Origin of the sequence: Streptomyces sp. NPDC007264 (genome assembly GCF_042869095.1) — a bacterium.
Taxonomy (GTDB): Bacteria; Actinomycetota; Actinomycetes; order Streptomycetales; family Streptomycetaceae; genus Streptomyces.
This window is the reverse complement of the sequence record NZ_JBIAFD010000004.1, coordinates 121,745-137,222: the sequence shown is the minus strand read 5'-3', so window position 1 is coordinate 137,222 and position 15,478 is coordinate 121,745. Positions and strand designations below refer to the sequence as shown.

General features: G+C 71.3%; 11 protein-coding genes and 2 pseudogenes. 12 read left to right on the top strand and 1 reads right to left on the bottom strand.

The window, feature by feature from the left end; translation table 11 throughout:
• The first annotated feature begins 109 nt into the window (after positions 1-109).
• The 8 genes from ACFYMU_RS07775 (at position 110) to ACFYMU_RS07740 (ending at position 10,518) form a co-directional block, all read left to right on the top strand.
• The gene (locus ACFYMU_RS07775) at positions 110-1,267 is read left to right on the top strand and encodes a mandelate racemase/muconate lactonizing enzyme family protein (protein WP_388369452.1); all 1,158 of its coding nucleotides are present in this window, start codon (positions 110-112) and stop codon (positions 1,265-1,267) included.
• On the top strand, positions 1,264-2,268 hold the full coding sequence (locus tag ACFYMU_RS07770) for a zinc-binding dehydrogenase (RefSeq protein ID WP_388369449.1): 1,005 nt from the start codon (positions 1,264-1,266) through the stop codon (positions 2,266-2,268). Before ACFYMU_RS07775 ends, ACFYMU_RS07770 begins: the two co-directional genes overlap by 4 nt.
• A gap of 120 nt (positions 2,269-2,388) precedes the next feature.
• A complete protein-coding gene (locus ACFYMU_RS07765; protein WP_388369446.1) occupies positions 2,389-3,354 on the top strand; it encodes a hypothetical protein in 966 nt (321 codons plus the stop codon).
• 57 nt (positions 3,355-3,411) lie between these two features.
• On the top strand, positions 3,412-4,521 hold the full coding sequence (chvE, locus tag ACFYMU_RS07760) for a multiple monosaccharide ABC transporter substrate-binding protein (protein ID WP_388369443.1): 1,110 nt from the start codon (positions 3,412-3,414) through the stop codon (positions 4,519-4,521).
• A gap of 44 nt (positions 4,522-4,565) precedes the next feature.
• The gene (gene mmsA / locus ACFYMU_RS07755) at positions 4,566-6,116 is read left to right on the top strand and encodes a multiple monosaccharide ABC transporter ATP-binding protein (protein ID WP_388369440.1); all 1,551 of its coding nucleotides are present in this window, start codon (positions 4,566-4,568) and stop codon (positions 6,114-6,116) included.
• Positions 6,113-7,357 carry a multiple monosaccharide ABC transporter permease gene (gene mmsB, locus ACFYMU_RS07750; RefSeq protein WP_388369437.1) on the top strand — a complete coding sequence of 415 codons (1,245 nt, stop codon included), beginning with the start codon at positions 6,113-6,115 and terminating at the stop codon, positions 7,355-7,357. The genes mmsA and mmsB overlap by 4 nt, the downstream gene beginning before the upstream one ends.
• A 184-nt stretch (positions 7,358-7,541) precedes the next feature.
• A complete protein-coding gene (locus ACFYMU_RS07745) occupies positions 7,542-8,687 on the top strand; it encodes an aldose epimerase family protein (RefSeq protein WP_388369434.1) in 1,146 nt (381 codons plus the stop codon).
• Positions 8,688-8,850: 163 nt separating this feature from the next.
• Entirely contained in the window at positions 8,851-10,518 is a 1,668-nt protein-coding gene (locus tag ACFYMU_RS07740; protein WP_388369431.1) for a pyridoxal phosphate-dependent aminotransferase, read from the top strand.
• Positions 10,519-10,541: 23 nt separating this feature from the next.
• On the opposite strand, the gene ACFYMU_RS07735 is transcribed toward ACFYMU_RS07740, so the two are convergent.
• Entirely contained in the window at positions 10,542-11,024 is a 483-nt protein-coding gene (locus tag ACFYMU_RS07735; protein ID WP_388369429.1) for an ATP-binding protein, read from the bottom strand.
• Positions 11,025-11,169: 145 nt separating this feature from the next.
• Here ACFYMU_RS07735 and ACFYMU_RS07730 point away from each other — a divergent pair.
• The 4 genes and pseudogenes from ACFYMU_RS07730 to ACFYMU_RS07715 form a co-directional block, all read left to right on the top strand.
• Positions 11,170-11,424: pseudogene (locus ACFYMU_RS07730) on the top strand (multiprotein-bridging factor 1 family protein); the annotation flags it as partial.
• 245 nt (positions 11,425-11,669) lie between these two features.
• Positions 11,670-11,948, top strand: a pseudogene (locus ACFYMU_RS07725) (substrate-binding domain-containing protein); the annotation flags it as partial.
• A 58-nt stretch (positions 11,949-12,006) separates the two neighbouring features.
• Positions 12,007-12,255, top strand: coding sequence for a hypothetical protein (locus tag ACFYMU_RS07720; protein ID WP_388370336.1), 249 nt, complete (start codon positions 12,007-12,009; stop codon positions 12,253-12,255).
• A 147-nt stretch (positions 12,256-12,402) separates the two neighbouring features.
• Entirely contained in the window at positions 12,403-15,351 is a 2,949-nt protein-coding gene (locus ACFYMU_RS07715; RefSeq protein WP_388369426.1) for a beta-galactosidase, read from the top strand.
• Positions 15,352-15,478: the final 127 nt, after the last annotated feature.

Below are 15,478 nucleotides of genomic sequence, written 5' to 3'. Positions count from 1 at the left end.
CCACCGACCCCTCCTTACTGTCACGCCAGCATTTCGAACGTGTGACGAAATATCGAACAATCCCTCTGGTCCGACGCAGCACACAACGAAGCAACAAGGGGCAACTGCCGTGCGCATCACCGGAATCAGCACACATGTGGTCGGGACGCCGTGGCGCAACCTGACCTACGTCCAGGTGCACACCGACGAGGGCGTCACCGGCGTCGGCGAGACCCGGATGCTGGGCCACACCGACGCGCTGATCGGCTACCTGCACGAGGCGGAGGCCAACCACATCGTCGGCTCCGACCCGTTCGCGGTGGAAGACCTCGTACGCCGGATGAAGTACGGCGACTTCGGCCGTGCGGGCGAGATCGTCATGTCCGGCATCGCGGTCGTGGAGACGGCCTGCTGGGACATCAAGGGCAAGGCCCTCGGCGTCCCCGTCTGGCAGCTGCTGGGCGGGAAGGTCACCGACAGGGTGAAGGCGTACGCCAACGGCTGGTACACCACCGAGCGCACCCCGGAGGCGTACCACCGGGCCGCCCGGCAGGTCGTCGCCCGCGGCTACCGGGCCCTGAAGATCGACCCCTTCGGCACCGGGCACTTCGAGCTGGACCACGAGCAGACCTGCTATGCCGTCTCCCTCATCGAGGCCGTCCGTGACGCCATCGGCCCGGACACCGAGCTGATGCTGGAGATGCACGGCCGCTTCTCCCCGGCCACCGCCGTCCGGCTCGCCCGGGAGCTCGCGCCCTTCGAGCCGGCCTGGCTGGAGGAGCCGGTCCCGCCGGAGAACCTCAAGGCGCTGCAGAAGGTCGCCGCGAAGACCGACATCCCTCTCGCCACGGGCGAGCGGATCCACGACCGCATCGAGTTCCGCGAGCTCTTCGACAACCAGGCGGTGGACATCCTGCAGCCCGACGTCGGCCACATCGGCGGCATCTGGGAGACCAGGAAGCTGGCCGCGACCGCCGAGACGCACTACATGCTCGTCGCGCCGCACAACGTGGGCGGGTCCGTCCTGACCGCCGCCTCCCTCCAGGTCGGCTTCACCACCCCGAACTTCAAGGTCCTGGAGCACTTCAACGACTTCGCGGACGCCGAGATCAAGAAGGTGGTCAAGGGCGCGCCGGAGGTCGTCGACGGCTACTTCCAGCTCTCCGACGCACCGGGCCTCGGTGTGGAGCTGGACGCGGACGCGGCGGCCGAGTTCCCGCAGCAGCAGGCCCGCTTCGACCTGTGGGCCGAGGGCTGGGAACAGCGCAGGCCGGAGGGGACGAAGTGAGCGGCGCGGTCGTCGTCGACGCGCCGGGCAGGCACCGTCTGGTGCCGCACGAGCCGGTGGCGCCCGGTCCCGGCGAGGCGCTCGTCCGCGTCCACGCCGTCGGCATCTGCGGCAGCGACCGCGAGGTCTACCAGGGCAACCGGCCCGAGGGGTACGTGCGCTACCCGCTCACCCCCGGCCACGAGTGGTCCGGCACGGTGGCGGCGGTCGGCGCGGGAGTGCCCGGGACGCTCGCCGGCCGCAAGGTCGTCGGGGAGGGCTTCCGCAACTGCCAGGTCTGCGACCGCTGTCACGCGGGCGAGACGACCCTGTGCACGGCCGGGTACGAGGAGACCGGTTTCACCCGGCCGGGCGCGATGGCCCCCACGCTCACCCTCCCGGCCCGTCTGCTGCACGTCCTGCCGGACGGCGCGGACCTGACGGCGGCGGCCCTCCTGGAGCCCGCCGCCTGCATCGCGGCGGCCGCGCTGAAGGCGGACGCACGGCCCGGCGAGCGGGTCGCGGTCGTCGGCACCGGCACGCTCGGCATGTTCGCCGTGCAGTTCCTGAAGGCGGTCTCCCCCCTGGACCTGCTGGTCGTGGGGACGCGCCGCGACCGCGAGGCACTGTCCCGCCGGTTCGGCGCCACCGGCTTCCGCACCCGCGACGAGGACCTTCCCGACGATGTCGACGTCGTCGTCGAGACCGCCGGGTCGGCGTCCGCCGCGCGCACCGCCGCCTCGCTGCTCAGGCGCGGCGGGCGCCTCGTCCTCACGGGCATCCCGGCGCCGGGCGCCGCGGGCCTCGACCCGACCGACCTGGTCGTGCGGCAGCTGGAGGTGCACACCGTGTTCGGGGCACCGCCGGAAGCCTGGGCGCACGCGGTGCGGGTCTTCGGCGCGGGACTGCTCGATCCCCTGCCGCTGGTCACGCACGAGCTGCCGCTCTCCGAGTTCCCGCAGGCCATCGAGCTGGTGGGGGCGGGCGATCCGAAGGTCGGGAAGGTCCTGCTGCGGCCCTGACACCTCCTAGTCGTACGCCGGTGCGGAGTGACCTGACCGTTCCGTACCGGCGTACCACCTCACCCCTCCACATCCCGAGCCGCGAACCTCGTCCGAAATACCGAACATGAAGGACACCTCGTGACCGACTCCGTGACGGCAGCCCGCAGGCCCGGCGAGCAGGCGCTCGCCGCCCTCGGCCTGGGCGCGCCCGCCCTCTCCCCCGCCGACGCCTCGCCCCACACGTTCCCCGGAGGCGGCCGCTGGCGCACCGAGATCCCCTCCTGCGAGGGCCCCGAGGCGCTGGCCGTGGTCCTCAAGGAGTCCTCGCGGCTCGACGTGCCGATCCACCGGATCAGCCAGGGCAGCGGTGTGTGGATGCTGACCGACTCCGAGATCACCGAGATGGTCGGGGCGGCCGGCGAGCGCGACATCGAACTGTGCCTGTTCACCGGGCCGCGCGGCACCTGGGACATCGGCGGTTCCGTGCGCTCCGACTCCCGCGGCGCCGGGCTTCGGGCCCGCGGCCACGACGCCGTCGCCGGCTGCGTCGAGGACGCCGTACGGGCCACGGAGCTGGGTGTCACCTGCCTGCTCGTCGCCGACGAGGGCGTGCTGTGGACCCTGCACCGGGCCCGGGAGAAGGGCATCATCCCGGCGGACACCACCCTCAAGGTGTCCGCGCTCGTCGGTCCGGTGAACCCGGCGTCGTACTCGGTCCACGAGCGCCTGGGCGCCGACTCGGTCAACGTGCCCAGCGACCTGACGCTCCAGCACCTCACCGAGATACGGCGGGTCTCCGCCGCCCCCATGGACATGTACATCGAGGCCCCCGACGACCTCGGCGGGTACGTGCGGATGTACGAGGTCGCCGAGCTGATCCGGCGCGGCGCACCGCTCTATCTGAAGTTCGGCCTGTCCAAGGCTCCCGGGATCTATCCGTACGGCGCGCATCTGCGGGATCTGACCCTGGACACGGCCCGGGAGCGGGTGCGGCGCGGCCGGCTCGCCCTCGACCTGCTCGCCCGGCACGGCGCGGCCGGCGACATGGCGCCACTCGGCTCCCGGCTGCCCGGCCCCCTCAACCGCTTCCCCACCGGCGACTGACGGCCGCCGGGAGCACCCCGCCCCTCTCAACGACGAGACGAACAAGGACTGATCACCATGCGCAACCGCAGAGTCGCCCTCACCGCGATAGCCGGAGCCGCCTCCCTCGCCCTCGCCCTGTCCGCCTGCGGCCAGAACGGCGAGGGCGGCAGCAAGGAGAAGAAGAGCACCGTCAAGGGCGGCACCATCGGCATCTCGATGCCGACCAAGTCCTCCGAGCGCTGGATCGCCGACGGCAACAACGTCGTCAAGGACCTTCAGGCCAAGGGCTACAAGACCAAGCTCGTCTACGGCGAGGACAACCCGGACACCCAGGTCTCCCAGATCGAGAACCTGATCACGCAGGGCGTCAAGGGCCTGATCATCGCGGCCATCGACAACAAGTCCCTGAACAACGTGCTCCAGGAGGCCGCGGACGCCGACATCCCGGTCATCTCCTACGACCGCCTGATCCTCGGCACCAAGAACGTCGACTACTACGCGTCCTTCGACAACGAGAAGGTCGGCAGGCTGCAGGGCACGTACATCGTGCACAAGCTCGGTCTGGACAGCGGCAGGACGGGCCCGTTCAACATCGAGCTGTTCGCCGGATCGAACGACGACAACAACACCCGGTACTTCTTCAACGGCGCGATGAGCGTCCTGAAGCCGTACATGGACAAGAAGCAGTTGGTCGTCCGGTCCGGCCAGACCGCGCTCAACAAGATCACCACCCTGCGCTGGGACGGCGCGACCGCGCAGAGGCGCATGGACGACATCCTGACGTCCTCGTACAAGAGCGAGAGGGTCGACGCGGTCCTGTCACCGTACGACGGCATCTCCATCGGTGTGCTGTCCTCGCTGAAGTCCGACGGCTACGGCACCAAGAGCAAGCCGCTGCCGGTCGTCACCGGCCAGGACGCCGAGCTGGCCTCCGTCAAATCGATCATCGCCGGCGAGCAGACGCAGACGGTCTACAAGGACATCCGCCAGCTCGCCAAGGTCGCCGCGACCATGGTCGACGACGTGCTCAACGACAAGAAGCCCGAGGTCAACGACACCAAGTCGTACGACAACGGCACCAAGGTCGTCCCCGCCTACCTGCTCCAGCCGGTGAGCGTCGACAAGACCAACTACGCGGACGCGCTGGTCAAGACGGGCTACTACACCGACGCGCAGCTGAAGTAGTCCCCGCCCACCGACCGACCCCACACTGATTGGAAGGCACGACCATGGCGGGACCCGTCCTGGAAATGCGCTCGATCGTCAAGACCTTTCCCGGTGTCAAGGCGCTGTCGGACGTCACGTTGACGGTCCGGCAGGGCGAGGTCCACGCCATCTGCGGTGAGAACGGCGCCGGGAAGTCCACCCTGATGAAGGTGCTCTCCGGCGTCCATCCGCACGGCACGTACGACGGTGAGATCCTCTTCGAGTCAGAGGTCTGCCGCTTCAAGGACATCCGGGCGAGCGAGCAGCACGGCATCGTCATCATCCACCAGGAGCTGGCGCTGGTGCCGTACCTCTCCATCGCGGAGAACATCTTCCTCGGCAACGAGCACGCCCGGCGCGGGCTCATCGACTGGAACGAGACCCTCAAGCACGCCACCGAGTTGCTGCGCCGCGTCGGCCTCGACGAGCATCCCGAGACCCGGGTCGCCGACATCGGCGTCGGCAAACAGCAGCTCGTGGAGATCGCCAAGGCGCTGTCGAAGTCGGTGAAACTGCTCATCCTCGACGAGCCGACGGCGGCTCTGAACGACGAGGACAGCGGCAAACTCCTGTCCCTGATACTGGAGTTGAAGAGCCAGGGCATCACCTCGATCATCATCTCCCACAAGCTCAACGAGATCCGCCGGGTCGCCGACTCGGTCACGATCATCCGCGACGGGCGTTCCGTCGAGACGCTCGACGTGAAGGCGAGGGAGACGACCGAGGAACGGATCATCGCCGGCATGGTGGGCCGCGACCTGGACCACCGCTTCCCCGAGCGCACCCCGCACCAGGCGGAGGAAGGGGCCGCCCCGGCCCTGGAGGTCCGCAACTGGACCGTGCACCACCCCATCGACCAGCAGCGCAAGGTGGTCGACGACGTGTCGATCCACGTGCGGCGCGGAGAGATCGTCGGCATCGCCGGCCTGATGGGCGCCGGCCGCACCGAGCTCGCGATGAGCGTCTTCGGGCGGGCCTACGGCCGCCACGCGGGCGGCCAGGTCGTCAAGGACGGCAAGGAGATCCGCACCAGGACCGTCGCGGAGGCGGTCGGCCACGGCATCGCGTACGTCACCGAGGACCGCAAGCACTACGGCCTCAACCTCATCGACACCATCAACCGCAACATCTCACTGACCGCGCTCGGCAAGGTCGCGAAGCGGGGGATCGTCGACGAGCACGAGGAGCGGCAGGTCGCCGAGGGCTTCCGCACCTCCATGAACATCAAGGCGCCGACCGTCTTCGAACCGGTGGGCAAGCTGTCCGGCGGCAACCAGCAGAAGGTCGTCCTCAGCAAGTGGATCTTCGCGGGTCCGGACGTGCTGATCCTGGACGAGCCCACGCGCGGCATCGACGTGGGCGCCAAGTACGAGATCTACACGGTCATCGACCAACTGGCCGCCCAGGGCAAGGCGGTCGTCTTCATCTCCTCCGAGCTGCCCGAGCTGCTCGGCATGTGCGACCGCATCTACACGATGGCCGAGGGCCGGCTGACCGGCGAGGTGCCACGGGCCGAGGCCACGCAGGAAGTGCTGATGCGTCATATGACGAAGGACAAAGAGGTAACGAGATGAGCACCGACGTGACCGACAAGATCCCGGCCTCCGCGCCGCCGGGCAGGAGCGGATCGGCCTCCGGCGAGGGCCTGCTCCGGCTGATGCTGAACGGACTGCGGCGCAACATGCGGCAGTACGGCATGCTGATCGCGCTCGGCCTGATCGTCGTGCTCTTCGCGATCTGGACCGACGGGGACCTGCTGCTGCCGCGCAACGTCTCCAACCTGGTGCTGCAGAACAGCTACATCCTGATCCTCGCGATCGGCATGATGCTGGTGATCATCGCGGGCCACATCGACCTGTCGGTCGGCTCGCTGACCGCGTTCGTGGGCGCCTTCGCGGCCGTGCTGACGGTGCAGCACGGGGTGGCCTGGCCGATCGCCCTGGTGCTGTGCCTGCTGGTGGGCGCGGTGGCCGGCTCGGCGCAGGGCTTCCTGATCGCGTATCTCGGCATACCGTCCTTCATCGTCACGCTCGCCGGGATGCTGCTGTTCCGCGGTCTGACCGAGATCCTCCTCAAGGGGCAGACCCTCGGCCCGTTCCCCGACGGCCTGCAGAAGATCGGCAACAGCTTCCTGCCCGAGGCCGGCCCGAACACCAATTACCACAACCTCACGCTGCTCCTCGGCCTCGTCCTGATCGCCGCCGTGGTGTGGCAGGAGGTGCGGGACCGGCGCCGGCAGCAGGAGTTCGCGCTCGATGTGCTGCCCGGCCGGCTCTTCCTGCTGAAGCTGGTCGCCCTGGTCGCCGCGATCCTCGCCCTCACCCTGCTGCTCGCCAGCTACAAGGGCGCGCCGATCGTGCTCATCGTCCTCGGCGTCCTGGTGGTCGGCTACGGCTATGTCATGCGCAACGCCGTCTTCGGCCGCCACATCTACGCGATCGGCGGGAACCTGCCGGCGGCCAAGCTGTCCGGGGTCAAGGACAAGCGGGTCACCTTCCAGGTGTTCCTGAACATGGGCGTGCTCGCGGCCCTGGCGGGTCTGGTGGTCGCCGCCCGCCTCAACGCGGCCTCGCCGAAGGCGGGTGTGAACTTCGAACTCGAGGCGATCGCCTCGTCGTTCATCGGTGGCGCGTCCATGAGCGGCGGTGTGGGCACCGTCCTCGGCGCGATCATCGGCGGTCTCGTCCTCGGCGTGCTGAACAACGGCATGAACCTCCTCAGCGTCGGCACCGACTGGCAGCAGGTCATCAAGGGCCTGGCCCTGCTGGTGGCGGTCGGCTTCGACGTGTGGAACAAGCGCAAGTCCGGTTCGTAGGCCAGCTCGGGCCCCACCGCACCGGCGGGGTCCTTCAACCTCCATCGGGCGAGTGAGCCGAAGGGGCGCGCCGGTGTCGAGAGGGCGAGCACGCGGGGCCCGCAGGGCTGAGCACGGTCGGTCTCTCGACACCGGATCAGGCGCCCCGGAGGCGAACCGAGCCTCAAGAAAAGGGGAGCCGCACATGGAACTGAGCAGACGCACGGTCATCGCGGGTACGGCGGCGGGCGTCACCGCCGCCACCCTCGGCACGGCACAGGCAGCCTCGGGCGGCCGGGCGCCGGTGAAGGAGCTCTTCGGCACGCTCGCCGACGGCACGAAGGTGCACCGCTGGTCGCTGCAGAACGGCGGCACGCGCCTGAAGGTCCTCAGCTACGGCGGCATCGTGCAGTCGCTGGAGATCCCGGACCGGCACGGCCGGCACGCCAATGTCTCGCTGGGCTTCGCCGCCGTCGACGACTACGTGGCGAAGAGCCCGTACTTCGGCGCCACCATCGGCCGCTACGGCAACCGCATAGCCGACGGCCGGTTCACCCTGGACGGCACGACCCACCAGCTGTCCGTCAACGACGGCGCCAACAGCCTGCACGGCGGGGCCAAGGGCTTCGACAAGCGGATCTGGGACGTCGAACCGTTCGCCGAGGGCCCCGACGTCGGTCTCGTCCTGCACTACACCAGCGTCGACGGCGAGATGGGCTACCCGGGCACCCTCAGGACGAAGGTGGCCTTCACCCTCGACCGGCACGGCGACTGGCGCATCGACTACGAGGCCACGACCGACAGACCGACCGTCGTCAACCTCACCAACCACGTGTACTGGAACCTAGCGGGCGAGGGCAGCGGCGACATCCACGACCACGAACTCACGATCGCCGCCCGCCGCTACACACCCACCGACACGGGCCTGATCCCCACCGGCGAACTGGCCCCGGTCGCGGGCACCCCCTTCGACTTCCGCAGGGCCAAGCCGATCGGCCGGGACATCCGCGCGGGCCACCCCCAGCAGGTCACGGCGAAGGGCTACGACCACAACTGGGTCCTCGACAAGGGCGTCACGGCCCGGCCGGAGCACATCGCGACGCTGCGGGACCCGCACTCGGGGCGCACCCTGAGGATCGCCACCGACCAGCCGGGCCTGCAGTTCTACTCCGGCAACTTCCTGGACGGCACACTGGTGGGCACCTCCGGGCGCACCTACCGGCAGGGCGACGGCCTGTGCCTGGAGACGCAGCACTTCCCGGACTCGCCGAACGAGCCGTCGTTCCCGTCGACCGTGCTGCGGCCGGGGCAGACGTACCGCACGACGACGATCCACTCGTTCGGCGTCTGACGCGTCCCCGGTGCTGCCGGTTCCCGAAGTCACACCGTTTTCACACTCGTTGAACAGTGCCGCCACCGTATCCGTATGACCGGGTGGCCCGTGCTCCCCCGCGCGGGCCACCCACAGACGACGGACCCGCCTGCCCACCGGGTCCGCCCCATACGGAGGTTCCATGGCCGACAACGTCACCTCGCTGTTCCGCGGCAACGGAGCACACAGCCCGTCGATGGCGGCGCTGACGCGGGAGGGCGGCGACGGGACGGGGCCCGTGGACTTCTGTATTCCGTGCAACCCCTACTTCCCCACCCCCGCCATGTTCGAGGAGATGGCGGGCCGGCTGCGCGAGATCGTCACCTACTACCCGAGCAGCGCCGACACGATCACGTCCGAGCTGTGCAGTCTGCTCCAGCTCCCGCCGCAGTGCGTCGCGATGGGCAACGGCTCGACGGAGCTGATCACCTGGATCGACCATCTGCTGGTCCACGAGTCCCTCGCCGTCCCCGTCCCCACCTTCGGCCGCTGGACCGACCAGCCGATGGAGACCGGCAAGCGCGTCGACATGTTCCCGCTCCAGGAGTCCACCGGCTTCGCCCTGGACCTGGCCCAGTACGCGGAGTTCATCCGCAAGCGGGGCACCCGCGTCGCCGTCGTCTGCAATCCGAACAACCCCGACGGCGGGTTCGTGCACCGCCAGGCGCTCGTGCAGTTCATGGACGCGATGGCGGACCTGGACCTCATCGTGATCGACGAGTCGTTCCTGGAGTTCGCCGACGCGGAGAACGAGCCGAGCGTCGTCCAGGACGCGGTGATGCGGCCCAACGTCATCGTGCTGCGCAGCCTGGGCAAGAACTTCGGTCTGCACGGCATCCGCTTCGGCTATCTGGTCGCCAACCCGGCGCTCGCCGGCAAGGTCCGCTCCATGCTGCCGAAGTGGAACCTGAACTCCTTCGCCGAGCACGTGGTGTTCATGCTCAAGGAGCACGGCGCCGAGTACATGGAGAGCCTGCACCAGGTCCGCCGCGACCGCCTGGACATGGCCCGCCAGCTCGCCCAGCTCCCCGGTCTGACGGTCTACCCGTCGCAGGGCAACTTCCTCTTCGTGCGTCTGCCCGTGGGCGCGGAGGGCACCGTGGTCCGTGACCGGCTGCTGACCGAGCACCGGATCCTGGTCCGCGAGTGCGGCAACAAGATCGGTTCATCCAGCCGCTTCCTGCGGCTCGTGGTGCGCCCCGAGGTGGACGTGCGTCGCCTGGTGTCCGCCCTGGAACAGGTGCTCTACGGGACCAGGAGGGGAGCCGCCGTACCCGAGCTGGGCACAGGGACCAGCTACAGCTCGGGTACGGCGGCCGTCGACCGGCTGGTCAGCCAGACCAACGGGGCGGGCATGACGGGACTGGCGTCCCAGGCCGCGGCGATGCCCCTGGCCCCGGGCTCGGCCCCGGCCCCGGCCCCCGTGCCCGCGCCGACCCCGCTGCCTGCCCCGGCGGCCCCCATGCCGACCCCGCTGCCGGCGCCACCCGCCCCCGCCCCCATGCCGATGCCGGCGCCCGCCCCGATGCCCGCTCCGATGCCCGCCGCGGCGGCCGCGGCTCCTGCGGTCCCCATGGCGCCCCCCGGGTACGCCCCGGAGTACGCCCCGGAGTACGCCCCCGCCGCCGCCCTGCAGCCCGTCCCACAGACCGGCCTGCCCGGACTCGCGGCGGCCGCGCAGAACCGGCGCGGCATGCCCGCCGCGGGCGGCCTCACGGCGGCCCAGGTCCGCGGCCGCACCCAGCCGGAACCTACCCCCGAGCCCACGGGGTGGCCGGCGGCGGGCGCGATGTACAACCAGGTGGGCTGAGCCGACCGCGTCGCGCCGAGGGGTCACACCGGGCGGGCCCGGAGGAGGGACAGCCGGCCCGGTACGTCGACCTCGGCGCGCACGGTCTTGCCGGGCGGCGGGTCCCGCTCCACCATCTCCCAGCGGGCGGCCAGCGCGTCGACGAGGAGCAGCCCGTGTCCGGTCTCGGCCAGGGGCGGCGGTTGCCGCGCCTCGCCGGGGCCCGGCGGGTGCGGCGGCCCGCCGCGGCTGTCGCCGACCTCGATGCGGACGCTTCCCGTGACCAGGGAGAGCCGCAGCTCGAAGTCCCGCCCGGGTACGCGGCCGTGAGTGACCGCATTGACCGCCAGCTCCGCGACGATCACGGCGACCCTGTCGGAGGCGTCCGTGCCGTGCGGGATGCCCCAGGAGTGGAGCTGGTTCAGGGCGAGGTGGCGGGCGAGCCGGGCGCCGCGCGGGGTGGCGCTGAAGCGCTGGGTGAACACACGTACGGTAACCGGAGGTTGGGGGGTGGGTGGTGCGGTCATGCGCCCAATCTGACGGTCCGGAGGCCCACTTCACCAGGTCGGCGCCGCGTACGCTGCCGCGGCGTACGCGATCACGGACTGGACGGTACCCGTCACGTGCCGTGACCATGGGTGCGGGAGGTGGCCGACGGTGGTCGATGGTGGGATGGGAACGGGCGGCGGCGAACCCGAGTCCTCGGACAGTCTGCGGACGTTCGGGGCGGTGGTCCAGGCCCTGCGGGAGCACGCCGGACTGAGCCGTGAGGAGTTCGGCGAGCTGGTGCGGTACTCCAAGCACACGGTGGCATCGGTGGAGCTCGGGCGCCGCATGCCGGACCCGGCGTTCGTGGAGCGGGCGGAGGAGGCGCTGGGGAACGCGGGGGCGTTGCGGAGGGCGGCGTTGCCGACGACGCGGCGGCCCCGGCATCTGATCCGGATGCCCACCGGGCCCCGGCGGGCGCCAGGTAGTCGTCCCCAGGGACGACGCCGAGGCCGCCCCGCTCGACTGCGCCAAGGGGACGCTCACGCTCTCCGGCTCGACCGCGTTCGCGCCGATACTGCGGGAGGCCGCGAAGCAGTACGAGAAGACCTGCCGGTCGCGGCAGCCGGGGTTGGCGGCCTGGTTCCGGCAGTGGGCGCGGCTGGAGACGGCAGCTGTTCACTCTCGTGGTGAGCGAGGACGCGGAGGTTCAGGACCTGTCCCTGAAACAGGTCAGGGACATCTACGCCGGGAAGATCACCAACTGGAGGCAGGTGAAGGGGAACGATGTCCCCATCCACCTGGTCAGCCGCCACCCCGGCTCCGGCACCCGCACCACCCTCGAACGCCAGGTCCTGGCGGGCCGGACGCTGCCCTCGGTCACCGTGAACGACTGCGCGGCCCTGGACGCCGCCAGGCCCGGCCGCTGCGAGGCCGACGACACCACGACCCTGCTGGACACCGTGGCCTCGACCCGCGGCGCCCTCGGCCACAGCGAGGTCGGCGCCGCCACCGCGCACACCGGTGTCAGGCTGGTGCGCATACGGCTACCCGGCCACGCTCGCGGGCGCCGACGAAGGCGCCTACCCGTACTGGCAGACCGAGTACGCGTACACGTACGGCGAGCCGCCCGCGGACTCCCTGGCCGCCGGCTTCCTGCGCTACCTGGCCAACGAGGTCGGCAAGGACATCGTCCGCGCCCACGGCGACCGCCCCTGCGCCGAACTGGCCAAACCGCTCCTGTGCCGCCCCAGCCGGGCCGACCCGGACTGACGGCCCGTCATTACCGCGCCGGAACCCCGCAGACACACCCGGGGCACGCCCGTATCGGGTAATCCGCCCGTGGCGCGGACCTCATGCCGCCGTCGCCGGGCCCCACCGGGGCAACAATGACGGCACCCGCGCCCCGAGGAGCCTGTCTTGGTGTTGAACAGACGTACGTTCGGCGCGATCGCCGGCAGCGCCGCGCTCGGCCTCTCGCTCGGTGGGAGCGGCGCGGTGTGCGCCGCGGCCACCGCCCCGACCGGGCCCGCCCCCGGACCGCCGGTCCCGGACGGCCGGGCGCACACGGTCGGCTTCGACCGGTACTCGCTGCTCGTCGACGGCGGGCGGGTCGTGCTGTGGTCCGGGGAGGTGCACCCGTTCCGGCTGCCGAGCCCGTCCCTGTGGCGGGACGTCCTGGAGAAACTGCGCGCGTACGGCTACAACACGGTCAGCGTCTACGTCGCCTGGAACTACCACTCCCCCGCCCCGGGCGCCTACGACTTCACGGGCGTGCGGGACCTGGACCTGTTCCTGCGCACGGCCGCCGAGACGGGCCTGTATGTGATCCTGCGCCCCGGCCCGTACATCAACGCCGAGGTCGACGCGGGCGGCTTCCCCGGCTGGCTGACGGCCACCCCGGGCACGGCCCGCACCTCCGATCCGACGTATCTGTCGTACGTGGACGAGTGGCTGACCGCCGTGAACCGGATCGCGGTGCGGCACCTGTACACCAGGGGCACCGGCACCGTCGTCCTCTACCAACTGGAGAACGAGTACGCGAACCATGTCACCGCACCGGAGGGCCGCGCCTACATGGCGCACCTGTACGCCAAGGTCCGCGCCGACGGCATCGACGTGCCGCTCTTCCACAACGACAAGGGCAGGAACGGCCACTGGACCCCCGGCTCCTTCGACACGGGCGGCGAGCACGGGCGTTGGCTGTACGGCTTCGACGGTTATCCCTCGCCTTCCGAAACGCCCCCGGACTGGGGGTACTTCGGCCCCGGGGGGACGAAGGGCGGGTCGACCGCGAGCCCCGGCACGCCGGGTTTCCTGGCCGAGTTCGGGGGCGGCTGGTTCGACCCGTGGGGCGGCGTGGAGTTCGGCGGCAAGGGGTACGCGGAGTCGCGCCGCACCCGGGACGCGGCGTACGAGCGGCGCTTCTACCTGACCAACCTCGCCAACGGCATCAAGATCCACAACGTCTACATGACCTTCGGCGGCACCTCCTGGGGCTGGCTGCCCGCCCCGGTCGTCTACACGTCGTACGACTACGGGGCCGCCCTCGACGAGGCCCGCCGGCCCACCGCCAAGCTGGTCCCGATGCACCAGATCGGGCACCTGCTGCAGTGCCTGCCCGAACTGGCCGCGCTGGACCGGGCGGAGGACATCGACGCCGGCGGCGGACCGGGGCTGCGGGCCTACCACCTCGTCCATCCGGACACCCGGGCCCATGTCTGTGTGCTGCGCAACGACACGGCCGCCGAGATCACCGCCGCCGTCCCGCTCGCCGGGACGACCGTCCGCGTGCCCGTCCCCGGACGCGACGCCCGGCTGCTGGCCACCGGGATCTCCCTCGGGGAGCGGACGCTGCGGTACTCCTCCGCGCAGCCCATGCTGCGGCTGACCGCCGGGCGCCAGGACATCGCGGTGTTCACCGGGCGCGCGGGCGAGGCGACGCGGACCGTGCTGGAGTGCGCGGACCGGCCTGCCGTCACGGTGCTGGGGGGAAGCGCGCGGCACGCGTACGAGGACGGCGCCCTGCGCGTGGACGCCCGCCTCGGCGGGCTCACCCGGGTGCTGATCGAGGGCGGCGGCGTGACACGGCCGCTGCTGCTCCTGCTCGCGGACGACGAGACGTCCGTGCGGCTGTGGCGGCGCGACACCCCGTCCGGCGCGGTGCTGGTGTACGGCCCGGCGCTGCTGCGCACCGCCGCCCTGCGCGGCACGACCGCGCACCTGACCGGCGACACGGTCGAGGATGCGGACCTGGAGGTGTGGGCGCCGCGCGGCGTCGGCGAGGTCGTCTGGAACGGGGTGGCGCGGCCGATGCGCCCCACCCGCTGCGGCGGTCTGCGCGCCGTGCGCCGACTGCCGGGCGCGGGACCGGTCCGGCTGCCCGCGCTGACCGGGTGGCGCCGCAAGGAGGAGAACCCGGAGTCCGCCGCCGGCTTCGACGACTCGGCATGGCGGGCGGCGGACCTGACGTCGTCGCACAGCACGACTCCCGTGCCCGCCGCCGGGCCCGTCCTGTTCGCCGACGACTACGGCTTCCACTACGGGGACGTCTGGTACCGGGGCCGCTTCGAGGGCGCGGCCGGAGCCGGGGCCGTCTCGCTCGCGTACGTCACGGGCACGCAGGGGCTGTTGATGGCGTGGCTCGACGGGCAGCCGCTGGGCACCCACCGGATGCCCGTGCCGGACAAGGACACCGTGCGCAAGGGGACCTGGTCGGCGACGGCGACGTTCCCGGTGGCCGCCCGGGCGCCCGGACCCCACGTGCTGTCCGTCCTCGTGCGCCGGATGCAGCACGACGAGGACGGGCGGGCGAACGACACCCACAAGGCGGGGCGGGGGCTGGCCTCCGTCACCTTCGACGTCGACGGCGCGCCGCCCGCGGTGCGCTGGCGCCTCCAGGGCGCCACGACCGCCGACCCGGTGCGCGGCCCGCTCAACACCGGTGGCCTGTACGGGGAGCGGCACGGCTGGCATCTGCCCGGGTTCGCGGACGGCGACTGGCAGCCGGCGGTCCTGCCGCGCGCGGACCGGCGGCAGGGCGTGGTCTGGTACCGGACGCGGTTCCGGCCGGCCGTCGATCCCGGCACGGACGCGTCGATCGGGCTGACCCTCACGGACGACCCGGACCGCGCCTACCGGGTGCAGATCTTCCTCAACGGCTGGAACATGGGCCAGTACATCAACGACGTGGGCCCGCAGCACACTTTCGTCCTGCCGAACGGGGTGCTCGACACCCGGGGCACCAACACGCTCGCCCTCGCGATCCTCGCCGACGGGACCACCGCCTCAGGGCCCGGAAGGGTCGAGTTGACGCTGCTGGGCCGGGCGGCAGGGGGAGTTCCGGTGTCTCCGGTCCGCTCGACCTGACCGGCGCGGTGGTGACTGTCGGCGCGGACCGCACGCCGCGGCGAGCGGTTGCCCGGTCCGGGTGGGCACGGGGCGATCGCAGCGATGGCCGCACTGCGCCGCACCCTCGTGCGGCACCTGCGGTACC